A 19483-nucleotide genomic window follows, 5' to 3' on the forward strand; every position below is an offset into this window, starting at 1 on the left:
CGCGATCGGGCAGACGACGCAGCTGCTGCAGTACAAGGGCGCTGAGCCGTCGGGCGCTTCCGACAAGACGTCCTACACCTACAACCGCTCCGGCCAGCTCGCGACGGTCACCGACCCCGCCGGCAACGTCTGGAAGCACGAGTACGACCAGCTCGGTCGGAAGGTCAAGTCGATCGACCCGGATGCGGGTACGTCGACGATGACCTACGACAATCTGGACCGGCTCACCAGCACCACAAATGGTGTGCAGCAGACGATCAGCACCACCTACGACGCGATCGGACGGAGGACGGCCAGCTACAAGGGGACCGCCGAGACCGGCACGCTCCTCAGTAGCTGGATGTACGACATTCAGAGGCTCGGGACGCTCTCGATGACGAGCCGGTTGATCGACGGGGCCGAGTACGCCACGTACTACACCGGCTACGACGTGTTCTACCGGCCGCACAAGACCGATTACCAGGTGCCCGCGCACGCCGGCACCGAACTCGCGGGGTTCTACAGCTTCGCGGCGGAGTACAACGAGGACGGCACCGTACGAGCGACGGGTATGTCCGGCGGTGGTGGCTTGCCGATCGAGAGCATCGCCTACACCTACGACGCTATGGAGCGGCTGACCGCGACCGAGGGCGCCGTGCCGTACCTGACCGACGTCGACTACTCGGCCACCAGTGAGGTCATCCAGACCGAGGCGAAGCTCGGCGACAACAAGGTCTGGTCGACCTACGGGTACGAGCAGGGCTCCAAGCGCCTCACCAACCAGCGGTTGGATCGCAGCGGTGCCCCGGTCATCGACATCGACGCCCAATACAGTTACGACGCGTCCGGGAACATCACCCAGATCGCCGACACGCCCTCGGGTACCCGGGACGTGCAGTGCTTCACCTACGACTACCTGCGCCGCATGGAGCGGGCCTGGACGTCGGCGAGCACCGCCACCGACCCGTGCGCCGGAGGTCCGTCGAGCACGGGTGTGGGTGGTGTGGCTCCGTACCACCACGCCTACACCTACGACGTGGTGGGCAACCGCAAGACCGAGTCGCAGTTCGCCGCCAACGGCACCTCAATCAAGGAGCGGGCCTACACCTACCCGGCCGCGGGCCAGCCGCAGCCGCACACCCTGCGCTCGATGACCGAGACGACGTCTGCGGGGTCGAAGCTCCACGAGTACGGCTACGACGCCGCCGGCAACACGACACGTCGCACCAAGGTCGGCGAGGACCAGACCCTGAAGTGGGACGTCGAGGGCAACCTCGAGTCTGTCACCGACGCCGCAGGTAAAAAGACCAGCTTCCTGTACGACGTCGACGGCTCCCGGATGCTCCGCAAGGAGCCGAACGCCACCACCCTCTACCTGCCGGGCATGGAGATCCGGCTCGACCACACCACCAAGGCGACAGACGGCACCCGCTACTACCCCCTGCCGGGCGGCGGCACGATCGTCCGCAAGCTCAACGGCCTGCACTACGTCGCCTCCGACCATCACGGCACGGGCCAGGCGACGGTCGACGAGAACGGCGGCATCGTGCACCGGCGGACCACGCCGTTCGGTGAGAGCCGTGGCACGCCGCCAACACCTGGGCAATGGCCGACGGAGAAGGGTTTCGTCAACGGTAACCAGGACTCGACCACCGGCCTGGTGAACATCGGTGCCCGCGAGTATGACCCGGTCACCGGCCGGTTCATCTCCGTCGACCCGATCATCGACAACACTGACCCGCAGCAGATGCACGGGTACGCGTACGCCAACAACAACCCGATCTCGTTCTCTGACCCCGACGGCCTCAAGGCGTGCTCCGACGACGCCTGCGGTCCCGGTGCCGACTACGAGGACATGTACGGCAACTACCACGACGTCAAGGGACACAACGACGGTTGTGGTGGCTGCTCGGGCGCGTACGACCCGGACGAGCCGACGAAGAACGTCTGGAACAATCCTCGGGCGAGCGAGGCGGACAAGGCTCGGGCGGCTGCGGCCGCAGCGGAGAAGGAGCGCCAAGCGCGTATCGCACGGGCAAAGCAGAAGTTGCTGAACGCTGCCAAGGCTCTCGCCAAGATCATGATGGACGAGCTGGGCATCACCGATGCCCTGGACTGCTTCATGAAGGGAGACATGGGCGGCTGTCTCAACACCGCCCTCAACGTCGCCAGCGCCGCCCTCGGTGGCGCACTGGGCAAACTCGCCGCACGCTACGGGGCGCCTTGGAAGTGGGAGAAGGCTGCCAGGCTTGCAAGCAGATCCAAGAATCTTCTCGGAGATCTGGTCAGTGGCGTCAAAGACTTCCTCAAGTTAAGCAAGTCATGTAACAGTTTCATCCCTGGAACTCTGGTCCTCATGGCCGACGGTACGCGGAAGCCGATTGAGGACATCAAGGCTGGTCAGGTTGTCCTAGCCACCGACGTGCTGACTGGCGGCACCGTCGCCAAGCAGGTGGTAGCAACCATCATCGGCTCAGGAGACAAGAGCCTAGTTCGGATTGCAGTCCGCCCTGCCGGGGAGGAAAACAGTTCCGGCAGCGTGGTAGCCACGGATGGACATCCGTTCTGGGTGCCCGAACTGCACGAATGGGTGGACGCTGCGAACCTGCAGGTTGGCCAGTGGCTCCGCACTTCGGCGGGCACCCATGTTCAAGTCGCCGCAATCGCGCGGTGGATGACCCAGGAGACCGTGTACAACCTGACGGTCGACGACATCCACACGTACTATGTACTGGCAGGGGTCTCTCCAGTACTTGTTCATAATGCAACACCTGGTCAGAAGTGTGATCTTACGCTGGGTGCTGGTCCGAATGCCCGTGAGGGCGTTGCCCTGGTTAATGGTGATATTGAAGCAGACGGCGTTCGAGATTTGATCAATGAATCAGGAAACGCCCATGGCTGCCACACCTGCGACGCAAGGACCCCCGGCACTAAGGAGGGGGACTGGATCCCGGACCACCAGCCCCCAACTAGTCTGATCACTCTCGACTCCCCCCAGACGGCTTATCCTCATTGCCTACCCTGCGCTAGGAGGCAGGGTGGGGTCGTCTCACAACTTGTACAAGAGAAGAGTGCGAAGGAATGGTAGCTCGTAGCCCTGTGGTTGCGTTTCTTGCAAAGATCGAGCATGGATGCCTGATCTTGCAGGATGCAGGGAGTGCTGATGACGTCAGCGACTGGGATCCGGCGTCGAGCACCTGGTATCAAGAGGGTAGTTCGCTCATCTTCGGTGTTCAGGCCGGCGTCGATGGTCCTGTCGAATGCGAGGTATGGAAGGCCGTCCCTCCCTCGACGCTTCCTGCGAAACTCTTCGAAGTGTCGCTCCCGTGTCCGTCTGGATGGTTCATATTGCACGACCCGAACAACTATGCTCGGATGCAATTCTTGGGGTTCCGTCGATCTGCGGTCTGCTCCGTGATGGTGGATGACCCGCAGTTTCCGTCGAAGGTGCAGATCTTGTTGCGGGAAGAGGGGGAGGCGGCTTCCTGACGCTGGAGGACCGGGCGAGGATCTATCACTGAATCTCGCCTGTCTCTCATGGAGGCATGAGAGGGGCCTTCCGTTGGGTTGCATCCCTTGTGTGCGCAGTCGAGAGGCCCCGTCAGGTGTCCTGGCGGGGCCTCTCGAGGTCCAACGGCGAGAGCCGACGGCGATGTCAGTGGACGTTGGTTCCGCTCGGCGAAAATCGTTGTGCTCGTTGTGGGCAGAATCGTCGTTGAGGGGACGGTTGCAGACGCCCGGCGCGGCCTCTCGAACTAGGCAACGCCGGGCCTCCGGACAACGTCAATGGATGCCGCCAGTCGTGCTCAGGTGCGGGAGCAGGTGGCCCCGTTGAGCGAGAAGCTGGTCGGGGATGAGTACGACCCGCTCAGCGTCCCCTGATAGCCGAAGCTGGCCGTGCCGCCGGGTGCGACCGCCCCGTTGTGGCCGGTGTTGCGAGCGGTCACCGTCGACCCGCTCTGACTCACCGTGGCGTTCCAGGCGTTGGTGACCTGCTGCCCACTGGGAAGGCTGTAGGTGAGCGTCCACCCGTTGATCGCGCTGGACCCGGTGTTGGTGATCTGCACGTCGGCCGTGAACCCGTTGTTCCACGAGTTCGCCGTGTACTTCACCGCGCAGGCCGCATTGCCCGGCGGCGGGGTGGTCGGCGGCGGGGTGGTGGGGTTGCCGCCGCCGTTGACCGCGGTCGAGAACGACGTCACGGCCATGCCGCTGTGAAGCAGCTGCGTGGGGTTACGAAAAGCTTCTGTCGGCCGGCGGCGCCGAGGCGGGCGCCCGGTCGGACAACATGACAGGAGAGTGCGTGGAGATCACTGGAGTGGACACGCTCATTATGGTGCCTTTCGACGGGCGGCCATCCGTGGCCGCGTTTGTCCATGGCATGCGGCGGCTGTGGCCGTCCGCCCTCATCGGCTTCGACGATGGCAAGGGGACGACGGCTACCGATCTCGCCGACGCCACCAGCTTTCCCGCTCATGGCGAACTGACGTTCGCCCGCGACGGGGCGATGGACGAGCATTGGGAGAAGGGCGGATATGCCCCGATGTCGGACGGCTCCGGGCCAGTCGCACTCTTCTATGAGATTCACCGAAGTCTGGTGGTAGAGGTAGACGTTGCCGGCGACGGTGGCCTGGACGACGGTCCGCTGTCAGGATGGACCGAGGTCGAACTGGCTATGCCGGAGGCGACGGCGTTTACGCTGGTCACCCATGCCGCTCCGATCGAGGACGCCTTCTGCGCCACGATCCTGACACTTTTGCGTGAGAGTCTGGGCTACCGAGGAGCGGTGACTGAATAAGGAATGCGCCGCCGGTGGCGCAAGCTGAGATGAAGATTCAGACCGATTCACAATTCCCTGGACAAAATCTCTGTGATATCTAGCTAGTCTGATTGGAGGGCGGCGGAGTGGATGAGTTCGAAGGATTGATCGCGGAGCTGCAGGCGCTTGGGCCGGCGGACTTCGATCTCGGCAACGAGAGTAGCGCGGGGTGGGGCCGCCTGGGTGAGGTGTGTGACCGTCTCGTGGATCACTTCGACATTCAGGCGTTTGCTCCGCCGCTCTTCGCCTTCCTTGAGCGGCTTGATGGCTCAGATATTGGCGCCCCGGGGCCAGTCGTGCATGCTCTCGAAAGTGCGGGACCTCTGCATCTCCCTTACCTTTGGGAGTCGATGCGGCGGAAGCCGACCGCGTTGGGTGCGTGGATGGTGAACCGCGTGCTCAACACCAACCCACCGGATGTCGGTCGTTGGCTAGACCTGCTTGCTTCAGTGGATGGGCATTCCAAGGCTTCGGAATCTGCAGTCAATGAGGCCCGGGAATTCCTGCGATATCAGCGGTCCAAGGGTCGTTGATTTGTAGTCGAGACTGACATTGCGTCAACGCCGACTACTAATAGACGCGTGCAGTGAAGACTGCGGGTGAAAGCAAATTTGGCTCACCCCGCAGTCTTCACGTCGCCCTCAGCTCCTTGAGCAGGTGGCCCCGTTGAGCGAGAAGTTGGTCGGGGACGAGTACGGCCCGTTCAGCGTCCCCTCGTAGCCGAAGTTGGCCGTGCTGCCAGGTGCAAGGGACCCGTTGTAGCCGGCGTTGCGGACGGTCACCGTTGAGCCGCTCTGGCTGACCGTGGCGTTCCACGAGTTGGTGACCTGCTGCCCACTGGGCAGCTGTAGGTCAGCGTCCAACCGCTGATCGGGCTGGACCCGGTGTTGGTGATCTGCACGTCGCCGATGAAGCGGAGGTCGTCGCCGCTACGGCACAGCATCCCCTTGGCTCCAGGTAATGGGGATGGATGCCACGCATATGCATCTAGGTCAGTCCTTCGGACCGCTGCAGATCTTCTCGTTGCCGCTGCTTCGGCAGGTGGATCGCGCCGTCGGCGGGGTTGCGGCACGGCATGATCACCTAGGGTTGCGCTGGCAGCCCTACCGACCTCCTTACGTCGGTCAGCGGGTTAGGAGACCTCCCTTGGGCGACCTTCGAGCGATTCTGCGATTCTGCCCAGATGAGTCAGGAGCAAGCGCAGGTGCTGTCCCGTGGCACCAACTGTGCCGTCGTACAGCTGGTGGGTAGGGCGTTTCCCGGCATCTGTCTGCAGGGCGATACGTTCGCTGCCCTGTTGATGCAGCTGGAGGAGGCGGCTCGTCTACTGCGCCATGACCCCGGCGCCCCCGCAGCTCTCGACGAGCTCGACGACGCCGTCGGCGAGGCAGAGCGCTTCCTCGGCTTCTACGAAACGACGCTTTCGGAGCGAGGGATCCGGCGCCCGTACTGAGGCGGCGGCCACCAGCGGCAGAGACATCGAAGACCACCGCCGGTCGGCCCAACACAGCGGCGAGTGGCACCTCACCGTCGTCGAACTACGAAGGCGCACCTCAGCAATGCGGGGCGAAGACCTGAGGATTGAGCACAACTGATGGCAAACTTCGATCTTGACTCGACAGTCGAAGAGCTTGCTCTCTCTGTCGAGTCGCTTCCGATGCGTTCGAAGGCAGCGCTGTTCGGGGCATGTGCCGAGGCGTTGGTCCCCCTGCTGGACGAGGTCGAGCGGCGGACGTCGGGTAGATGGACCTTTCCTGCGGCTCGGATAGCCCTCGATCTGGTGTCGGGGTTCGTCGAGGGTGGGCCCTCTCGGGGCGATCACCGTGAGCTCCGGCAGCGCATCCTTGCGGCTGGGCCGAATGGGCACGAACTCGATTCACCCTGGAGTACCTACGCGCAGGACGCGCTCACCTGTGTTGACGCGGCGTTGGTTGCGGCATCAACACTGGGCGACCGCGATGTCAAACCGATCTGGGTTCAGTATGTGATCAACCCACTGGTGGTTTCGCTGGACGTCCAGGGCTATGACGTCGAATCCTCTCCTGGGCCAGTCGGGGGAAATGAATTCCAGGTGCAGCTCGACCGGGCTGTCACTTTCCTGCACTCAGCCGCGGCCCGACTCTCCCTGCAGGAGATTGACCTCGTGACGTACAGGGAGTTGGTCGAGGAGGCGGAGGTCATCCGACCGACGGTACTGGGATAAGCGCGTCGAGGAGAGCGCGGGTGGCGGGCACAATGCGAGGGGCGTGACCAGATGGTCACGCCCCTCGCTGTCGGTTGGGATACTGCTCAGGCGCGCGAGCAGGTGGCCCCGTTGAGCGAGAAGCTGGTCGGGGACGAGTACGACCCGCTCAGCGTCCCCTGGTAGCCGAAGCTGGCCGTGCCGCCGGGTGCGACCGCCCCGTTGTGGCTGGCGTTGCGGGCGGTCACCGCGGAGCCGCTCTGGCTGACCGTGGCGTTCCACGCGTTGGTGACGGTCTGCCCGCTGGGCAGCGAGTAGTTCAGCGTCCAGCCGTTGATCGCGCTGGACCCGGTGTTGGTGATCTGCACGTCGGCCGTGAACCCGTTGTTCCACGAGTTCGCCGTGTACTTCACCGCGCAGGCCGCATTGCCCGGCGGCGGGGTGGTCGGCGGCGGGGTGGTGGGGTTGCCGCCGCCGTTGACCGAGGCCGAGAACGACGTCACCGCCAGGCCGACGCCGCCCTGCCAGGGCTCGAAGCCGGCCTGGATGCTGGTCAGGTACCAGGAGTTGGTGATCGCGCCCCGGTTACGGACGTCGTTGATGAAGTCCAGCACGCTGAAGTTCAAGCTGGAGATCGCCGACGGCGCGACGTACGAGATGACGTTGTTGGAGCCGTTGCTGCCCCGCCAGACTTCCCAGGTCCGACCGGCCAGATTCGTCGTACCGACCACCGAGCCGATGGGCTGGATCGGGCCCTGCCTGTTGAGCCAGATCATGATCTCCATCTGGTTCACCCCGTCCCGCTTGGGTGACGGGTCCAGCCAGATGTCGTACGACGCGTTGTAGGTGGCGCCACTGACGTACCGGTAGGAGATGCTGCTGGTGGCACTGCTGATCTGACTCACCTGGATCGGCAGGTTCGTGCCGGGGGAGCAGTTGGTGTAGTGACAACCGAAGAACACCGAGGGGTACGCAGTCGGTGCGCCGTTGGTGGGGCTGCTGCCGTTCAGGGTGGTGATCTCGAAGCCGCTGCCGGTGACGTTGATGCACTGCTGGGCGGTGGTGCCCCAGCGGTTGTTCTGCACCACGTAGCGACCCTGGATGGTGGTCGAGCCGTACTGCTCACAGATCAGGGTGTCGGCGGAGGCGTTGCCGCCGAGGGCCACGGCCACCAGTGAGCTGGTGAGGAGGAGCCCGGCGGCGGCCAGGGCCCGAAGTTGACGTTTCATGACGCTCCTTGACTCGGCGCGTGCCGGGCGCCGGATGTGGTGGGGCTGTGCGGGAGCGCTCCCACGCTCAATGACACATTCACATGTCTGAAACTCATCCGCAACCGCGCGCGTCAAACTGGTGAATTGTGAGGATTGCCACCACCCCCCCGGACGGCTGCCGCTCGACGGCCAGCTAAGCGGCGCGCGCCGCCGACGAGCGCCGCCGAGCCGGCCGATTGGGGCCTGGTGTGGGCGAATAGCTCCGAGTAGCGTGTTGCCTCCAACGCGTTCCGCTCCCCCTCCGGAGGCGTACACCACCATGGGTGGCTCCCCCCTGCGCATCCTCGTCGTCGGCGCGGGCATCGCCGGCCTGGCCGTGGCCCGGGCGCTACGCCTGGCGGGCTTCCGGCCGGACGTCACCGACAGGCTGCCGCCCGGGGAGTCCACCGAGACCGGCCTCTACCTGCCCGGCAACGCCGCCCGCGCGCTGCACCGTCTCGATCTGCACGACCCGGTCCGTCCACTCGGGCAGGTGATCCACCGGCAGCACTTCTTCGATGCCGCTGGTGCGAAGCTCTGCGACGTCGACCTCGACACCCTCTGGGCCGGCGTCGGCGAATGCCGGGCACTGCCCCGGGCGGACCTGCACCGGGTGCTGCTCAGCGGCGCCGGCGGCGCCGTCCGCCACGGCGCCGAGGTCCGCACCCTGGACCTGCTTCCGGGCGCCGTCGGCGTCACCTTCATCGACGGCACCACCACCGAGTACGACCTGGTCATCGGCGCCGACGGGCCGCGCTCCTCGGTGCGGGCCCTCGCCGCGCTCGGTGGGCCGCCGCGCCCCGTCGGGCAGGTGGTCTACCGGGCCGTGCTCCGCGACGGCCCGCCGGTCGCCGAGTGGACCGCCCTGCTCGGCCAGCGCTCCGGGTTCCTGATGGTGCCGATCGGTGCCGGGCGACTGCACCTGTACGCCGACGAGGCCGGCACCGAGGAGCCGGCCGAGCCACTGTCCCGGCTGCGCGAACTCTTTGCCGACTACCGCGGCCCGGTGCCCGAGGTGTTGGCGGCGCTCGACGAGGTGCACGTCGGGATCACCGACGAGGTGGAGCTGGGCCGCTGGTACCGGGGTCGCGTCCTGCTGATCGGTGACGCCGCGCACGCCACCGCGCCGACCCTGTCCCAGGGCGCGGCGATGGCACTGGAGGACGCCGTGGTGCTGGCCGAGTCGCTGCGTGCCGCCGGCAGCGTGGACGCGGCCCTGGTCGCGTACGAGAGTCGTCGCCGGCCGCGTACGCGCTGGGTGCGCGACCGGACCCGGGACCGCAACCGCACCAGGGACGTGCCGCCGGCGCTGCGCGACCCCCTGCTGCGCGGACGCGGCGGCCGGATCTTCGGGGAGCACTACCGGCTCTTGCTCGGCCCGCTGTAGGCCCGTAGTAGATCGTGTCACGCCACCCCACGCGGCGCTGCGACCTGCCGGGGACTATCCTCCTTGCGGATGACGGCCCGCCGATAACCAGCGTGTGCCGAGCGGGACAACCGAGAACCGGAGGCCACTCGTGACCACCGTCGCACCCAAGCCGGTCGTGACCCGGCCCTGGCCGGTCCGGGAGCCGGTCAAGGGGTCGGCCATCGCGCGGCTGCTGCGAACCACGGACGCGAAGCAAATCGGGATCATGTATATGGTCACCGCGTTCGCGTTCTTCATGATCGGCGGCCTGATGGCCCTGATCATGCGGGCTGAGCTGGCCCGACCCGGGCTGCAGTTCCTGTCGCCCGAGCAGTACAACCAGCTCTTCACGATGCACGGCACGATCATGTTGCTGTTCTTCGCGACACCGATCGTGTTCGCGTTCGCGAACTACATCGTGCCGATCCAGATCGGCGCACCCGACGTCTCCTTCCCCCGACTGAACAGCTTCGCCTACTGGCTGTTCCTGTTCGGCGGCACGATGGCGACGGCCGGTTTCATCACCCCGGGTGGTGCCGCTGACTTCGGCTGGTTCGCGTACGCGCCGCTGAGCAGCGTCGAGCACTCGCCCGGCGTCGGGGCCAACATGTGGGTCATGGGTCTGGCCATCTCCGGCCTGGGCACCATCCTCGGCGCGGTGAACATGATCACCACGGTGCTGACCCTGCGCGCGCCCGGCATGACCATGTTCCGGATGCCGATCTTCACGTGGAACATCCTGGTCACCAGCCTCCTGGTGATCCTGGTCTTCCCGCTGCTGGCCGCCGCGCTGTTCGCGCTCGCCGCAGACCGCATCCTCGGCGCCCACGTGTACGACCCCGCAACCGGCGGGCCGATGCTCTGGCAGCACCTGTTCTGGTTCTTCGGGCACCCCGAGGTCTACATCGTCGCGCTGCCGTTCTTCGGCATCATCAGCGAGGTCATCCCGGTCTTCTCCCGCAAGCCGATCTTCGGCTACAAGGGTCTGGTCGCCGCGACCGTCGCGATCGCCGCGCTCTCGATGAGCGTCTGGGCGCACCACATGTTCGCCACCGGTCAGGTGCTGCTGCCGTTCTTCAGCTTCCTGAGCTACCTGATCGCCGTGCCGACCGGTATGAAGTTCTTCAACTGGATCGGCACCATGTGGCGGGGCCAGATCAGCTTCGAGACGCCCATGCTCTGGGCGGTCGGCTTCCTGGTCACCTTCCTCTTCGGTGGTCTCACCGGTGTGCTGCTGGCCAGCCCGCCGATCGACTTCCACGTGTCGGACTCGTACTTCGTGGTGGCGCACTTCCACTACGTGCTCTTCGGCACGATCGTGTTCGCGGTGTTCGCCGGCATCTACTTCTGGTTCCCGAAGATGTTCGGCCGGATGCTCGACGAGCGGCTGGGCAAGATTCACTTCTGGCTCACCATGATCGGCTTCCACACCACGTTCCTGGTGCAGCACTGGCTCGGCAACGAGGGCATGCCCCGTCGGTACGCCGACTACCTGCCCAGCGACGGCTTCACCACGCTGAACATGATCTCCACGATCGGTGCGTTCATCACCGGTATCTCCACGCTGCCCTTCATCTACAACTGCTGGAAGTCGTACAAGACCGGCCCGGTGGTCGAGGTGAACGACCCCTGGGGTCACGGCAACTCGCTGGAGTGGGCGACCAGCAGCCCGCCGCCGCTGCGCAACTTCGACCGGATGCCCCGCATCCGTTCCGAGCGGCCGGCGTTCGACGAGAAGTTCCCGGAACTGGCCGCTGGCGGCCAGAGCCTGGCCGGCCCGCCGGAGGGCGGCTCCAAGCCGCTCACCAGTGAGTCGGACGGCGGTGCCAGCTACCGCGAGGACACCGGCAGCGACATCGACCGGCACTGACGCTCAACCCAGCTGTACGACGGGCGCCGCCCCCCGGGACCACCGGGAGCGGCGCCCGTCGCCATGTCCGGCCGGGCTCGGCTCGACCGGTCTGGCTCCGACGGGGCTGTGTGCCTGATGCCTGTGAGTCATCAAGATGACTCACAGGCATCACGCTCTTCAGCATGCATGCCGGTCGGAAGCCCGGCGGACACCCGACTGGTCCGCTACCGCGGCACGCCCAGCCAGCCCGGCCCCCGACCCCCGCTGTCGACAGCGTGGGTGCAGCCGTCAGCGGGCGGTGGGGGCGAGGTCGGCCTCGACGGACTGCGCGGGGTTGGCCGCGTCAGCGGTGCGGCGGCGGCGTAGCTCGATCGGAAGCACCACGAGGGTGACCAGCGCGCCGAGCGCTCCGGTGACCACGAAGCCCCAGAGTGGCGAGCTGGCGTCGATCACCGCGCCGGCGAGCGGCGCGCCGATCGCGATGCCGACGGTGACCGCCGACCCGTGCAGGCCCATCGCCTCACCGCGTACCTCGGCTGGGACCAGGCGGCTGACCGCGTCGGAGCCGGCCGCGATGGTCGGCGCGCAGAGCGCGCCAGCCGGGATCAGCGCCAGGCACAGCAGCCACCAGTGCGCACCGCCCAGCCCGACCGGGATGGTGCACAGGGCGAGTGCGGCGGTCAGCGCCAACGGGGAGAACGAGCGGTGCACGGCCCCGTAGGCGAACCCGCCGAACAGCGAGGCGACCGCCCAGATGGCCAGCACCGCGCCGGTCCAGCCGACCTCGCCGCTGGCGCGCAGCACGGCGACCACCGCCACGTCGGTGCCGCCGAGCACCAGGGTCGCGGCGGCGCTGAGCGCCAGCACGGCGAGCAGTCGGGGGGTCAGCCACTCCCGGCGAGGCACCCGCCGAGGTGGGCCGCTGGGCTCGGCGGCTCCCCGGATCGGTGGGTTGACCACCCACAGGGCGATCCCGGCGGCGACGATGCCGCCGCCGACCAGGTACATGGTGGTCTGCGCGGAGATCGCGGTGACCAGGGCCACCGCCAGGGCCGGCCCGATCATGAAGGACAGCTCGACCGACATGGAGTCCAGCGCGTACGCCGGGCGGCGCTGAGCCTCCGGGACCAGCGCAGCGATGGACTGACGGACCACGGAGAAGATGGGCAGGGCCAGGGAGCCGGCCACGAAGGCGGCCGGCAGCAGCAGGGGGTACGGCAGCGTGGGCGCGGTGGACCAGAAGATCGCCTCGGCGATGCCGGTGACCACCAGGACCGGGCGCAGGCCGCGACGGTCCACCAGTCGGCCGAGCACTGGCCCACCGATCGCCGCGCCCACTGTGACGGCCGCGCCCACCAGACCGGCGGCCCCGTAACCGCGATCAAGATCGAACACCACGTGGAAGGTCAGCGTCACCCCGGTCGCGGTGAGCGGGATGCGGGCAAGGACGGCGACCAGCAGCAGCGACCGCAGGCCGGGCAGGGCGAGCGCTTGCCGGTAAGGCTTCATGTTCACGTGGGTCCGTACCTCCGGCGACATCCTCGACCGGAGGCGGCCCGATGGCCAACCAATTACGCCCTCATGCGGCCCTGATCACAGGCTCGCCGTGCAGGGTCACCCCGGCGCCGTCCATCGCGCGCAGCGCCACGTCGGTGGTCGCCGGAGCGACGGCGGCGGTCAACTCGAGCAGCACGGTGGTGGCGAAGCCCTCCCGGGCGGCGTCCAGCGCGGTCGCCCGGACGCAGTGGTCGGTCGCGATGCCGACCACGTCGACCTGATCGACGTCGTGCCGGCGCAGCCAGTCGGCCAGGCACTCGCCGTCGTCGGCATGCCCCTCGAAACCGGAGTACGCCGCCGCGTGCTCGCCCTTGTGGAAGATCGCCTCGACCCGGCCGGTGTCCAGCTCGGGGTGGAACTCGGAGCCGCTGGTGCCGACCACACAGTGCCGGGGCCAGGACTCCACGAAGTCCGGCGGATCGCCGAAGTGCGCACCCGGGTCGACGTGGTAGTCCTTGGTGGCGACCACGTGGGACCACCGGTCCGGCTCGGAGGCCAGCAGCCGGGAGATGCCCGAGGCCACCCCCGCGCCGCCCGCGACGGCCAGTGAGCCGCCCTCGCAGAAGTCGTTCTGCACGTCCACGATGATCAGAGCGTTGGCCATTCGGGGGTTCCTCTCGTGATCCGGCCGGTGCGGGCGATCTGGGTCGAGGTCAGTCGGAGGGTACGACGGTGACCGGCACCGCCGGGTCGCCGGCCGAGAGCTTCAGCCCCTCCCACGGGATGGAGATCAGGCACTCGCGCAGGTGCTCCCGTGACTCGTCGAGAGAGGGTAGCGAGACCGGCTCGCCCCCCACCACGTACGAGCGCTGGAGCATCCGGTCGTTGGGCTTCCGGTCCGGCACACCCTGCGGGACGATGATCTCCTCGGTGGCGGTGCCGGTCGGCTTGTGGCGGCGGACCGCGACCTTCCGGCCGCCGATGGTGGCCTTGTGCTCGGAGCGCTTCACCACCGGGCGTCCCTCGACCTCGACGAGCTTGTAGACCAGCCCGGCGGTCGGCGCACCGGAGCCGGTGACCACGGCCGTGCCGGCGCCGTACATGTCCACCGGTTCGGCGGCCAGCGCGGCGATCGAGTACTCGTCGAGGTCACCGGAAACAATGATCTTGGTTTCGGTGGCGCCCAGCGAGTCGAGCAGCTCACGAGACTGCTGGGCGATCACCGCCAGGTCACCCGAGTCGATCCGTACCGCCCGCAGCTCCGGCCCGGCCACCGCGATCGCGTTGCGGATGCCCTGGCTGATGTCGTACGTGTCGACCAGCAGCGTGGTGTCCTTGCCCAGCGTGGCGACCTGCGAGGCGAACGCCGCCCGCTCGTCGTCGTGCAGCAGGGTGAACGCGTGCGCCGCCGTGCCCGCCGTCGGGATGCCGTAGCGCTCACCGGCGGCGAGATTGGAGGTGAACCGGAACCCGGCCAGGTACGCGGCCCGCGCCGCGGCCACCGCCGCCTCCTCGTGCGCCCGACGCGACCCCATCTCGATCAGCGCCCGGCCCCGCGCCGCGGTCACCATCCGCGCCGCCGCTGCCGCCACGGCGCAGTCGTGGTTGAGCACGGAGAGCGCCACCGTCTCCAGCACCACGCACTCGGCGAAGCCGCCGGAGACGGTGAGGATCGGCGAGCCCGGAAAGAACAGCTCACCCTCGGCGTACCCGTCGATGTCGCCGGTGAAGCGGTAGTCGGTGAGCCAGGCCGCGGCCGCGTCGTCGACCACCCCGGTCCGCAGCAGGAAGTCGACCTCGGTGGGGTCGAACCGGAAGTCGCGGATCAGCTCGATGAGCCGGGCGGTGCCGGCGACCACGCCGTAGCGGCGGCCACTCGGCAGCCGGCGACTGAACACCTCGAAGACACACCGGCGGTCGGCGGTGCCGTCCTTCAGTGCCGCGCTGACCATCGTCAGCTCGTAGTGGTCGGTCAGCAGCGCGGGGCGGTGGGTGCTCACCGCCCCAGCCTAAGGTTCAGCCCGCGTCGCCGCCCTCGTGGCCCGGGATCGAGCGCAGCGCGGCCCACAGCTCGGCGCGACCGGTCACGCCGAGCTTGGCGTAGATGCGCTGAAGGTGATTTTCCACGGTGCGCGCCGAGAGGTAGAGCCGCTCGGCGATGGCCCGGCTGGGTGCGCCGTGCGCGGCGAGGCGCGCCACCTGCCACTCCCGCTCGGTGAGCACCGGCGCGCCCGCCTGCAGTGCCGGTGTGCGGATCAGGTCACAACGCCCGAGCAGCCCGGCCAGGCGCTCCCGGGCATCGTTGGCCGCGGGCGAGTGCTGCCGGCGCAACCGCTGAACGGCCTGGGAGGTGGCCTCCGCCGCGAACACGGTCAGCTCCAACGCGGCATAGTCGTCGGCGACCGCGAGCAGATCGGTGGCGGAGTCGGTCACCGCCGCGTGGGCGTGCCGGGCCAGCAGCGGCGGAAGCGCCCCGTCGACCCGTTCGGACAGCTCGGCGAGGCGCTGCGCGACTGTGCGGCGACCACCGTCGGAGCAGGTGGGACCGACCGGCATGCCCGCCTGGTCCAGCCGCACCAGGTCGTGCAGGACGTGCACCTCGTGCCCGGCGAAACCATCCGATCGCAGGCGGTCGACCAGGTCGCCGAGGTGCTTGACCGCGCCCGGCAGGTCGCCCGATGCGGCGAGCGCCGCGCCCCGGGCCTGCTCCAGCCACGGGTAGAGCACCGCCATGCCCGGCGCGTGGGTGCGGTCCGCTTCGGCCATCGCCGCGGTGGCCTGCGCCGAGTCGCCGCGCAGGGCCGCCGACTGGGCGCGCTCGGCCTGGGCCAGACCGGCGTAGACCCGGCTGGTGGCCAGCACCGCGCAGGCACCCAGGGAGGTCCGCATGGCCGCGTCGCTCTGCCCACGCATCCGGGCCGCGTACGCCTGGAGGATGGCCAGGTAGCCGGTGCCGAGCCGGAAGTCGCCGGCACCGGCGAGGTCGGCGAACTCGTCGGCGACGATCGCGTCGATCCCGGCCAGGTCACCGGTGAGCATGAGCCTGGTGCCCCGGGCCAGTTCCAGTGCCAACTGCAGGTACGGCATGTCGGTGCGCCAACTGCCCGCGGCGGAGTGCACCTGGGCGATCGCCGTACCGCTGCGGTTGAGCTGGCCCTGTGCGGCCTGGACGTACGCGATGGTGGATCGGGCCAGCTCGCGGGCGGCGACGCCGGCTGCCGGCCGGTCCAGTACGCGTTGGCTGAGCCGCACCGCCTTCGTCGTGTCGAGCCCGTGCAGGCGCATGATCGCCTCGAAGGCGTGCACCCGGGACTGGTCCGCGGAGTCACCGAGCTGCTTGACCCGGCTGGCGAGCTCATCCACCGTGGACTGGCGGCTCAACCCCCAGTAGCTCACCATCCCGCGCACTGTCAGCCAGCGGCAGAGTCGTCGTTCGTCGCCGGGCTCGGGTGGCACCGCGTCGAGGACGCCGATCGCCTCCTCCGGCCGGTCGGCGAACATCAGGATGGTGGCCAGCAGCTCTGCCGCGTCGGAGCCGCCGTCGGCGTTGAGCGCGGCGCGCGCCAGGCGGGTGGCCAGCGGCACGTCGTAGCGGGTGAAGGCCTGCACCGCGGCATCGAGCAGCATGGCCGGGTCCTGTGCGGTGCCCGAGTCGAGTCGCCAGACGGCCACCCGCAGCAGGTCGTCGCGTCGGCGCTTGCCGACCTGCTCCAGCAGCTCCGCGAGGTGCGCCTGAAGGCGGCGGGTGCGGCTGACCGGGCAGCGGCGACGCATCACCTCGCCGTAGAGCGGGTGGGCCAGCCGGACGTTGGTCCGCCGGTCGTGCTGGATCACGCTGATCAGACCGCGTTCCTCGGCGGTCTCCACGTCTGCCTGGTCGGCGGCCTGCTTGAGCAGGTGCAGACCGAGTGGTTCGCCGAACGCCACCAGCTCGACGACCGCGCGGACGCCGTCGGTGAGCTTGCCCACCCGGGTGTCGATCAGATCGGTCAGGCTCGGCGCCAGCTCCAGTCGGCCGGTCCACTTCCAGATGCCGTAGGTGCGCTTCAGCTCCGCGCTGCCGGTGGCGGCGTGCACCAGCTCGCGCAGCAGCAGCGGGTTGCCGGCCGACAGCTGGCCGAGCCGGTCGGCGGAGCCGGCGTCGACCGGGCCCTCCAGGATGGCCGCCAGCAGGCCTGCGGTCTCCTCCGGTGGCATCGGGGTCAGCTCGACGTGCTCGACCAGATCGTCGGTCCAGAGTGCACGGATCGGCAGCGGGATCTGCTCGCCGTCGCGCAGGGTGCCGAGCACTGTGGCGTTCTCCGCGCGGGCGACGAGGTGCACCAGCGCCGCCGAGGGCGGATCGAGAAGGTGGGCGTCGTCGATGGCGAGCACGATGCGTCGGCCGGCCGCCTGCTGTTGCAGCAGGTTGAGCGCCCAGCGCAGGATGCCGGCGGGGGAGAGGCCCTGGGGTTGCTCGGCGGGGAGCACCTGCACCAGCCCGCCGAACGGCAGCGCGGCGGTGGTGGCACTGGCCGCGATGGACCAGATCGCGAACCGGTCGGTGGGCAACGCGTTCACGCCCTCACGCAGCAACCGGCTCTTGCCGATGCCAGCGCTGCCGCTGAAGAAGAGCCCCCGGCCAGCCTCACCGGTCACCGCCGCGAGCAGGCGGTTGAGCTCATCTGTTCGGCCGACGAACTCCCATCGACTCATCCGGGCAGCATATCGATGAATTCCGTGCGCGCCCGCACCGTCACCGAACGAAGTTGAGTAGCGGCACAATTACCGGTGAGTATCGGAGGTGTTCCGCCCGGTCGTCGGCTCGCCCGTAGTCTTCGACATCCGGGGGTTGCTCCACTGGAATGTTCACGCGACCGGGCAACCGGTCACCTGCAACGGGAGGCACCTGATGAAGCAGGGCCCTCTCCCCTCGGTCGATTCGCCGGACGACATGACCGGCCCGACCGACCTGCCCAGTTGCGGCCCGCTGCCCACGCGGGTCGGCGTCACCGGTCCCGCACCGGAGGAGCCGCTCGGCGTGGTCGCCGTCGGCCCGGCCGGTGCCGAGCGGCGCGCCGTGCTCGCCACCCTGCTCAAGCTCGACCCGGTGATGCTCACCGTGCCGGCGGGCAGCTGGTTGGTGGTGCGCAATGCCAAGGTGCCCACCCGGGCGGCGTTCGTGCCCGGTTACCGTCAACCGCACTCGTACGGCGCGGACCGGGACGCCGCCGGTCCGGCGTTGGCCCGTCCGCCCCGGCGGGTCGAGCTGAGCGTGCCCGAGCCGCTGCTGCGGCACTTCACCCTGATCGACGTTCCGGACACCGCCACGCTCGGCGCGGCCGGCAACCGGGTGCTGCTCGAAGCGGTCGGCCGTGCCGGTGCGCTGCTCTTCGTGATCGCCGCCGACCAGGCGTTCACCGCCACGGAGCTGAACCTGCTCGCCGAGGTCGCCCCGACCTCGGTGGAGGTCGTCTTCGCGGTCACCCCCGGCGCGGCGGGCTGGGCCCCGCTGGCCGACGGCGCGGCGACTACGGAGGACGCGGGGGCGTCCGTCCCGCCAGCCGGGAGCGGAGCGACGGAAGCCACCCCGGCTGCGGTGACCATCGCGGCACACCGGGCGGCGCTGCTGGCGGCGGTGCCGGCGCTGGCCGGCGCGCGGTGGTTCCCGGTCGACGACGCCGACTCCGCCGCCGATCTGCGGCGGGCCCTGGTGGGCTGGTCGTCGCGGGAAGGGTTGCAACGGGCCAGTGTCAACCCGCCGGTGCTGCCGGGTCAGCACGACCGGATCGCGGTGGCCGCCGACCCCGGCGACTGGTCCGAGCGGCTCGACCGGCAGACCCGCTCGTGCGCTCAGCGGATCCGCCAGCACCTCGCCCTGGAGCTGGCGAACATCCACCTGCGGGCGGTCCAGGAGATCGTGTTCGGGGTCGGCTGTGCTGGCCTCCCGGATCTCCTCGACCGGGAGATGGCGGCGTTGTCGTTGTTGGCCACGGCTCAGTGCGACCAGGCCGTGCGCGGCATCATCACCGACGCCGCGAGCCGGGTGCTCGGCGCGCCGCCGACCGAAGGCGTGCACCGGCGGATCGCCACCGCCGTGCAGTACGGCCTGGTCGACGACCGGCCCGGCCAGGACCTGGACAAGGTGCTGCTGATCACCAGCACAGCCGGGGTCGCCGGGCTGACCGGCCCGGAGGCGATCGACGCCCTGTCCAGCTACCCGGCGGCGGCCCGTTCCGAGGTGCTCCCGCCGGTCGCCGTGGCGCTCTCCGGTGGTTGCTGGCAGCAGTGGCGTACGCCCGGCAACAACGACCACAGCGCGGCGCGGGCCTGGTCCCAGCGGGCGGTGCGGGAGGTCGAGCTGGGTTTGTCCCGGGAGATCTCCCGACGGTTCGAGGTGATCCGCCTCTCGCTGGGCGCGGTGCTCTCCGATGCAGTCGATCACGGCATCCTGCTCGCCTGACGGCGTGGCGACCCTTCGGTTGGGGTCCGCCTTGCACCGCGCGCCCGACGGCGT

General features: G+C 68.6%; 15 protein-coding genes. 8 read left to right on the forward strand and 7 right to left on the reverse strand.

Annotated elements, in window-relative coordinates:
• On the forward strand, positions 1 to 3067 hold a 3067-nt coding region (locus KBX34_RS26735; RefSeq protein ID WP_247672277.1), incomplete at its 5' end, for a polymorphic toxin-type HINT domain-containing protein.
• A 718-nt stretch (positions 3068 to 3785) separates the two neighbouring features.
• Here KBX34_RS26735 and KBX34_RS26740 read toward each other — a convergent pair.
• A complete protein-coding gene (locus tag KBX34_RS26740; RefSeq protein ID WP_307871504.1) occupies positions 3786 to 4181 on the reverse strand; it encodes a cellulose binding domain-containing protein in 396 nt (131 codons plus the stop codon).
• Positions 4182 to 4282: 101 nt separating this feature from the next.
• Here KBX34_RS26740 and KBX34_RS26745 point away from each other — a divergent pair, with 101 nt between their 5' ends.
• Both KBX34_RS26745 and KBX34_RS26750 read left to right on the forward strand, forming a co-directional pair.
• The gene (locus KBX34_RS26745) at positions 4283 to 4777 is read left to right on the forward strand and encodes a hypothetical protein (protein ID WP_210927665.1); all 495 of its coding nucleotides are present in this window, start codon (positions 4283 to 4285) and stop codon (positions 4775 to 4777) included.
• Between the two features lie 107 nt (positions 4778 to 4884).
• Entirely contained in the window at positions 4885 to 5331 is a 447-nt protein-coding gene (locus tag KBX34_RS26750) for a hypothetical protein (RefSeq protein WP_210927667.1), read from the forward strand.
• Positions 5332 to 5439: 108 nt separating this feature from the next.
• On the opposite strand, the gene KBX34_RS26755 is transcribed toward KBX34_RS26750, so the two are convergent.
• The gene (locus KBX34_RS26755) at positions 5440 to 5661 is read right to left on the reverse strand and encodes a cellulose binding domain-containing protein (RefSeq protein WP_247672278.1); all 222 of its coding nucleotides are present in this window, start codon (positions 5659 to 5661) and stop codon (positions 5440 to 5442) included.
• 320 nt (positions 5662 to 5981) lie between these two features.
• Between KBX34_RS26755 and KBX34_RS26760 the strand changes: the two genes are divergently transcribed.
• Entirely contained in the window at positions 5982 to 6251 is a 270-nt protein-coding gene (locus tag KBX34_RS26760) for a hypothetical protein (RefSeq protein WP_210927669.1), read from the forward strand.
• Between the two features lie 141 nt (positions 6252 to 6392).
• Positions 6393 to 7001: a hypothetical protein gene (locus KBX34_RS26765; protein ID WP_210927671.1), complete on the forward strand. Its 609-nt coding sequence runs from the start codon at positions 6393 to 6395 to the stop codon at positions 6999 to 7001.
• Positions 7002 to 7087: 86 nt separating this feature from the next.
• Here KBX34_RS26765 and KBX34_RS26770 read toward each other — a convergent pair whose 3' ends face one another.
• A complete protein-coding gene (locus KBX34_RS26770; protein WP_210927673.1) occupies positions 7088 to 8209 on the reverse strand; it encodes a cellulose binding domain-containing protein in 1122 nt (373 codons plus the stop codon).
• Between the two features lie 301 nt (positions 8210 to 8510).
• Here KBX34_RS26770 and KBX34_RS26775 point away from each other — a divergent pair, with 301 nt between their 5' ends.
• Together KBX34_RS26775 and ctaD are read left to right on the forward strand one after the other, a co-directional pair.
• Positions 8511 to 9617: an FAD-dependent monooxygenase gene (locus tag KBX34_RS26775; RefSeq protein WP_210927680.1), complete on the forward strand. Its 1107-nt coding sequence runs from the start codon at positions 8511 to 8513 to the stop codon at positions 9615 to 9617.
• 130 nt (positions 9618 to 9747) lie between these two features.
• Positions 9748 to 11508, forward strand: coding sequence for a cytochrome c oxidase subunit I (gene ctaD / locus KBX34_RS26780; RefSeq protein WP_088946427.1), 1761 nt, complete (start codon positions 9748 to 9750; stop codon positions 11506 to 11508).
• 270 nt (positions 11509 to 11778) lie between these two features.
• Here ctaD and KBX34_RS26785 read toward each other — a convergent pair whose 3' ends face one another.
• The 4 genes from KBX34_RS26785 to KBX34_RS26800 are packed head-to-tail and all read right to left on the reverse strand — an operon-like array spanning position 11779 to position 17682.
• Entirely contained in the window at positions 11779 to 13029 is a 1251-nt protein-coding gene (locus KBX34_RS26785; RefSeq protein ID WP_210794550.1) for an MFS transporter, read from the reverse strand.
• Positions 13030 to 13069: 40 nt separating this feature from the next.
• The gene (locus tag KBX34_RS26790) at positions 13070 to 13651 is read right to left on the reverse strand and encodes an isochorismatase family protein (protein WP_088946429.1); all 582 of its coding nucleotides are present in this window, start codon (positions 13649 to 13651) and stop codon (positions 13070 to 13072) included.
• Between the two features lie 49 nt (positions 13652 to 13700).
• Complete coding sequence (locus KBX34_RS26795; RefSeq protein WP_088946430.1) at positions 13701 to 14987, reverse strand: nicotinate phosphoribosyltransferase; 1287 nt, start codon at positions 14985 to 14987, stop codon at positions 13701 to 13703.
• Positions 14988 to 15003: 16 nt separating this feature from the next.
• Positions 15004 to 17682, reverse strand: coding sequence for a LuxR C-terminal-related transcriptional regulator (locus KBX34_RS26800; protein ID WP_210794548.1), 2679 nt, complete (start codon positions 17680 to 17682; stop codon positions 15004 to 15006).
• Between the two features lie 196 nt (positions 17683 to 17878).
• On the opposite strand from KBX34_RS26800, the gene KBX34_RS26805 reads away from it, so the two are divergent.
• Complete coding sequence (locus KBX34_RS26805; protein ID WP_210794547.1) at positions 17879 to 19429, forward strand: hypothetical protein; 1551 nt, start codon at positions 17879 to 17881, stop codon at positions 19427 to 19429.
• The last annotated feature ends 54 nt before the right edge of the window (positions 19430 to 19483 follow it).

It is taken from the genome of Micromonospora sp. M61 (genome assembly GCF_018070245.1).
GTDB lineage: Bacteria > Actinomycetota > Actinomycetes > Mycobacteriales > Micromonosporaceae > Micromonospora > Micromonospora zamorensis.